Annotated in this window: 4 protein-coding genes; all 4 read right to left on the bottom strand. The window is 64.0% G+C overall.

All coding sequences use genetic code 11. The features are described from left to right. Positions 1 to 301: 301 nt before the first annotated feature. The 4 genes from ACWGS9_RS25500 to ACWGS9_RS25485 all read right to left on the bottom strand — a co-directional run bounded on the left by ACWGS9_RS25500 (position 302) and on the right by ACWGS9_RS25485 (position 6062). Positions 302 to 544: a hypothetical protein gene (locus ACWGS9_RS25500; protein WP_454507851.1), complete on the bottom strand. Its 243-nt coding sequence runs from the start codon at positions 542 to 544 to the stop codon at positions 302 to 304. Positions 545 to 787: 243 nt separating this feature from the next. Continuing rightward, a complete protein-coding gene (locus tag ACWGS9_RS25495; RefSeq protein ID WP_454507850.1) occupies positions 788 to 3763 on the bottom strand; it encodes a bifunctional [glutamine synthetase] adenylyltransferase/[glutamine synthetase]-adenylyl-L-tyrosine phosphorylase in 2976 nt (991 codons plus the stop codon). Positions 3764 to 3774: 11 nt separating this feature from the next. After that, complete coding sequence (locus ACWGS9_RS25490; protein WP_454507849.1) at positions 3775 to 5256, bottom strand: sensor histidine kinase; 1482 nt, start codon at positions 5254 to 5256, stop codon at positions 3775 to 3777. A gap of 131 nt (positions 5257 to 5387) precedes the next feature. Continuing rightward, positions 5388 to 6062, bottom strand: a complete 675-nt coding sequence (locus ACWGS9_RS25485) for a response regulator transcription factor (RefSeq protein WP_454507848.1) — start codon at positions 6060 to 6062, stop codon at positions 5388 to 5390. Positions 6063 to 6210 lie beyond the last annotated feature (148 nt).

Genomic DNA, 6210 nt, shown 5'->3' with positions numbered 1-6210 from the left:
AGCGAACAAAACAGAATCAAAGCCACGAGTCGGCCGGACCAAAAACGTTTTTCAGCATCCTGTTAAAGCGCGTCGCGCTGAAACGGATTCAGGCGACGCGCTTTAAGCCCTTGTTTTTATGCATGTCGTTGTCCCAGAACCGCGTACACTTCTGGGCGACATGCATTAGTTCGGAATGCGGAATTTCCAAAGGCTCCGGCGGACAGCGCCCCCTCCGTCCTGCTGGACATCTCCTCACTTCCGGCTTGCCCCCGGGCCGGTCAGGGCGGCAGTCAGTCAAACCCAACGGACTGTCGGGTCGCTAAACTGGACCGGTAGGGTTTAAATCATTTGCTGCTGCAGATGCCGGACTTGCATCGGCGACTTTCGATGCCCGTCTATAGATCAAGCTGACGACCAGACCGATATATCCGACCTGCAGAATGATCATGGCCAGGATTGCCCATCCAAGCACCGCCCAGACAGAACCAGTTTCGTTGTAAGCCCAGATCGCCACGATAAATGACGTCGTGAACATGCCTACCAAAAATTTCGGAAGATCCATAATTGCCCAGCGCCCCCAATGCATGGCGATTTAGGCGGCTTTCAAATCAGCCGTTAAGAACCCGCCGCTCCATTTGCGAAGCGGCGGGGCCCCCCATCGTCGGGGTGATGGTTGACCCCGGCATTGCTGACAGTGCAATTGCGGTGCCAGACCTGTTGACCCATTACGGGACACCTCTGCCAATGGCGCAAGACCGGATCGCCGATTAATATTAACTGTGGCTAATGTGCCACCCGGGGAATCTCATGGCGACGATGCGGTTGATGGCGACGCTCCCGCACGAAGCAGACGGTCGAAATCTCTCCTGACCTTCCGCGACGTCTCCTTAAGATGCGCTTCCAGCACAGCGAAATCCGGCAGGTCGGTGACCGCCAGAAGCAGATCCGAAAGCCCCGGCGGGACATCGTCGCGCTGGAACTCGCCGGTGAGGCAAAGCCTGATCATCTGGGTCAGCGCCAGGTAGAGCCGATAAGCCTCGGCAAGTTCTTCGCGGATATCGCCGCCCGCGAAACCGGGTGCCAGCCGCGCCAGAATTTCGGCCGTCGCCGTCACCCGGCGGCCGGGCTCGACATTGCCGGTGATGGTCGCCACCTGGGCGATGAATTCGAGATCGATGAGCCCGCCGGGGATCAGCTTGATGTCCCAGAGGTCGCGCGGCGGCTTCTCCTTCTCGATCAGCGCCCGCATGTCCGAAGCCTCGGCCTTCACCTTGGCGGCATCGCGCGGCTGCGCCAGCACCGCCGCCACCTCGTCATCGAGTTCGGCGCAGAGTTCGGCATCGCCGCCGATGGCGCGGGCTCTTGCCAGCGCCATGTGCTCCCAGGTCCAGGCATCCTGGCGCTGATATTTCTTGAACGCGTCGATATGGGTGGCGACCGGACCCTTGTTGCCTGAGGGGCGCAGGCGCAGGTCCAATTCATAGAGCACGCCTTCGGCCGTCGGCGCCGAGACGGCGGCGATCAGGCGCTGCGTCATGCGGGTATAGTAATGCGAAGGGGCCAAAGGCTTGTCGCCGCCGGAGTCCTCGGCATCGCCGTCATGGTCGTAGAGCAGGATGAGATCGACATCCGAACCGGCCGTGAGCTCGCGGCTGCCGAGCTTGCCCATGCCGAGCAGCGCCACTCTGCCGCCGGCGATCCTGCCATGGCGCAGCGCGAATTCGGCGATCACCGCTTGAAGCGCCGCTTCGATGGTGAGATCTGCGAGATCGGAGAAGGCGCGGCCGGCACGCGCGGGATCGATGGAGCCGGCGAGCAGGCGCACGCCAATGAGGAATTTCTGCTCGGAGGCGAAAATGCGCAGGCGGTCGAGCACATCCTCATAGGCGCGGTCGCCCTCGATGAAGGCGGCAAGCCGCGCCGAGAGGTAGGCGCGTTCAGGCAGTTCGGTGAGCAGCGCCGGATCGAGTAGGCCGTCAAAGACGTGCGGGCGACGCGTGATGATGGCCGCCAGCCTCGGCGCCGCGCCCATGATCGTCGCCATCAGCTTGAGCAACGCCTGGTTCGACTGCAGCAGCGAGAAAAGCTGGATGCCCGCCGGCAGGCCGGCGAGGAACTCGTCGAAGCGCATCAGCGCCTCGTCGGCGCGCCGCGTCTGGCCGAAGGCTTTGAGCAGCGCCGGCGTCAATTCCGTCAGCCGCTCGCGGGCCTCCGCCGAGCGGGTGACGCGGTAGCGGCCGAAATGCCAGCCGCGGATGACGCGGCAGATGTCGCTCGGCCGCTGGAAGCCTAGGCGATCCAGCGTCTGCAGCGTGTCGGGGTCGTCGACATCGCCGGTGAAGACCAGATTGCCGACGCCCGCCGAAAGCTCGGGCGCGGTTTCGAACAGCGCCGCATAGTGGCGCTCGACCTGCTGCAGCGCGGCGCGGAAAGCCTCCGTGAACTCCGCCTCGCCGGCAAAACCCAGCATCAGCGCGATACGCCTCAGCTCCTCGTCGCTATCCGGCAGGATGTGCGTCTGCTCGTCCGCCACCATCTGGATGGCGTGCTCGACACGGCGCAGGAACCAGTATTGGCGGGTAAGCGCATCGCGGGCATCGGCGGTGATCCAGCCGCGCGCGGCCAGCGCTGCCAGCATCGGCACCGTCTCGCGGCCGCGCAATTCCGGGAAGCGGCCGCCGGCGATGAGCTGCTGGGTCTGGACGAAGAACTCGATCTCGCGGATGCCGCCGCGGCCGAGCTTGACGTTGTGGCCCTTCACCGCGATCTCACCATGGCCTTTGTGGGCATGGATCTGGCGCTTGATCGAATGGACATCGGCGATCGCCGCATAGTCCATGTATTTGCGCCAGACATAAGGCTGCAGTTCCTTGAGGAAGGCCGCGCCCGCGGCAAGGTCGCCGGCGACCGGCCGCGCCTTGATCATGGCGGCGCGCTCCCAGTTCTGGCCGCGCGCCTCGTAATAGCGAAGCGCCGCCTCGACCGGGATCGCCAGCGGCGTCGAGCCGGGATCGGGGCGGAGCCTCAGATCGGTGCGGAAGACATAGCCATGCTCGGTGCGGTCCTGCAGGATACGCACGAGACGACGCGTGAGCCGGGAGAACAGCTCGGTCGCGTCGAGCGGATCGATGACGGCCGGCGCCTCCGGCTCGAAGAAGACGACGAGATCGATGTCGGAGGAGAAATTCAGCTCATGCGCGCCAAGCTTGCCCATGCCGAGCAGGATCCAGCCTGAATCCCTGGCGGGCTCGGCCGGATGCGGCAGCTTGAGCTTGCCTTGCCGGTGCGCGTCAAGCAGCAGGAAATCGACGGCGGCGCATGTGCAGGCGCCGGCAAGATCGCTGAGGCGTCGCACCGTCACCGAGGTCTCCGCCTCGCCTGAAAGATCGGCCAGTGCGATCAGGAAATGCGCTTCGGTCTTCCATTGCCGCAGCGCCATCATCAGGCTCGATTCCGAAGCATCATCCGCCTTGGCCGCACCGCCGATCGCTTCGCCTATGGCGCCGAGCCGCGCCTCGATGGTCTGGTCGAACAGCGTGTCGAGAATTGCCGGCTGGCGGCGCGCTACATCGCGCAGGAAGGGCGAGAGGTCGAAGACTGCCGCCAGCAGGTCCTGCGGCGGCCCCTCGCCCGCCAGGAATGCAGCGAGACGGGAAAGGCCCTCTTCCTCGGCGGCATCGGCAATTTCCGACAATTCGCGCCGGGCATGATCCGCATCCAGGGGGCGGAGCGCCAAGGTCGGGCTAAGCCGCCATTCGGATTCGACTTTCTTCTTCGCCATGGTCCTCGCCATCAATGCGCCTCCCGTAATGGAAAACTCATGACCACGGACAATCCGGGATTGGCGGGCAAAAGATCAAGCCTGCCGTTGTGGAAAGTCATGATTGCCTTGGCGAGGCTGAGGCCCAGGCCAGAGCCCGGTTGCGAGCGGCTCTTTTCCAGCCGCACGAAGCGCTCGGTGGCCCGGGCGCGATCGGCGTCGTCGGGAATGCCGTGGCCATTGTCGGTGACGGTAAGCTTGATCTCGCTTCCGGCGCGCTCCAGCGCTACCCGCACCTTCGGCGTCTCGGCAGCGTCGGTCGAGTATTTGATTGCATTGTCGACGATATTGGACAGCGCCTGGCCGATCAGCTCGCGGTTGCCGTTGATCGTAAGCGCCTCGGGCACGGTCGCTTCCAGCGCGACGCCCGCCTCCTCGGCCACCGGCTCATAGAGCTCGACGACGTCGCTCACCGTCGCGGCGAGGTCGACGGGACCGGTCTGTTCCGAGGAATAGCCGGCCTCCAGGCGCGAAATCATCAGGATGGCGTTGAACGTCTTGATGAGCTGGTCTGATTCCGTGATCGTTCCTTCCAGCGCCTGGCGGTAGTCTTGCGTCTTGTGCCTGCCGGCAAGCGTTGCCTCCGCGCGGTTCCGCAGCCTGGTCAGCGGCGTCTTCAGATCATGAGCGATGTTGTCGGAAACCTGCTTCAGCCCCTCATTCAACATGGCGATCCTCGCCAGCATCGAATTGAGGTTTTCCGACAGGCGGTCGAATTCGTCGCCGGCGCCGGTGACCGGCAACCGTCCGGACAAGTCGCCGCCCATGATACGGCGGCTCGCGTCCGAGACGCTGTCGATGCGCTTCAACGCCGCGCGTCCGACAAAGAACCAGATCAGGAAGCCGCCCAGGCCCATCATGCCAAGCGCCAGCGTCAGCGCGCGGCTGATGACGGCGCGGAAGCGCTCGGGTTCGCCGAGGTCGCGGCCGACCAGCATGATCATCTGATTGGGCAGTCGCAGCACAAGCGCGATCGCGTTGTGGCCCTTTTCCCCGGTGGACTGGGGGCTGTTGCCCTCGTTGGCCGGAGGCGTGGGCTGGTCCGTATTGCCGCTGCTGCGCAGCCGATCGAGCTCGCCCTCGCCGAAGCGCTGGTAGGAAAACGGGGCCGTGGTCCAGCCCTCGGTCTCGATGACCCCCGGCTCCAGGCTCTGCACATTGCCGGTCAGGATCTGGCCGTTGGCGTCGGCGATCAGATAGAGATTGGCGCCGGGCTGGCGGGAGCGGTTTTCGACCACGCGCACAAGCACCGGCAGGCCGCCGCGCTGATAGGCTTGAGCCAGCCCCAGCACCTCGTCGTTGATGGTCTCCTGCGTCTGCGCGGTCAGCATGCGCGCCGACAGCGACGTCATGTAGAACACGAGCAGCACCGCGCAGAGCGCGAAAAGCAGAAGATAGAGCGCCGAGAGCCGCGCCGCCGTCGTCTTCATGATGGCCGGCAGGGATAAGGCCATATTGGGCTCTTAGATCAGGATGACGATTTTTTGAATCGCCATCCTGATCTAACCCTTTGTTGCAGCATGATCTTTTCCGAAAACCGGTCCCCACTTTTTGCGTTCGCTGACCTTCGGTTCGGGATCATGCTCTACCCGCCTTTCAGCATGTAGCCGGCGCCGCGGATCGTGTGCAGGATCGGCTTGTCGAAGCCTTTTTCGATCTTGCCGCGCAGGCGCGAGACGTGGACGTCGATGACGTTGGTCTGCGGGTCGAAGTGATAGTCCCAGACATTTTCCAGAAGCATCGTGCGCGTCACCACCCGGCCGGCATGGCGCATCAGATATTCAAGCAGGCGGAACTCGCGCGGCTGCAGCGTGATCTCGCGGCCGGCGCGCCTGACCGAATGCGACAGCCGGTCGAGCTCGAGGTCGCCGACGCGGTAGACGGTCTCGGACTCGCGCGCGCCGGCGCGGCGGTTCAGCACCTCGACGCGGGCGAGCAATTCGGAAAAGGCGTAAGGCTTGGTGAGATAATCGTCGCCGCCGGCGCGCAGTCCGGTGACGCGGTCGTCGACCTCGCCCAGCGCTGACAGGATCAGCACTGGCGTGGTGTTGCCGCGCGAGCGAAGTGCCGCGATCACCGACAGGCCATCGCGGCGCGGCATCAGGCGGTCGATCACCATCACGTCATAATCGCCGGCGTCGGCAAGCGCGAAGCCGGTCTCGCCGTCGCCGGCGACATGGGCGGTGTGGCCTGCCTCGCCGAAGGCTTTCTGCAAGTAGTCCGCTGCCTCGCGATCGTCTTCCATGACGAGAATCTTCATGGGACCGTTATACGCGATTTCACTGGAAGTTTGAGGGGCGGCCATTCTTCATGCCTTTGCATTCATTAGTCGCATGTCGTCTTGCCAAAACCGGCAACCACTTTTGGGTGACAAGCATTGGTTTCGCATGTCGTGATCCCAAAACCGG

It is taken from the genome of Mesorhizobium sp. Arg314, assembly GCF_053714275.1.
This window is presented reverse-complemented; position numbering and strand designations above follow the sequence as displayed.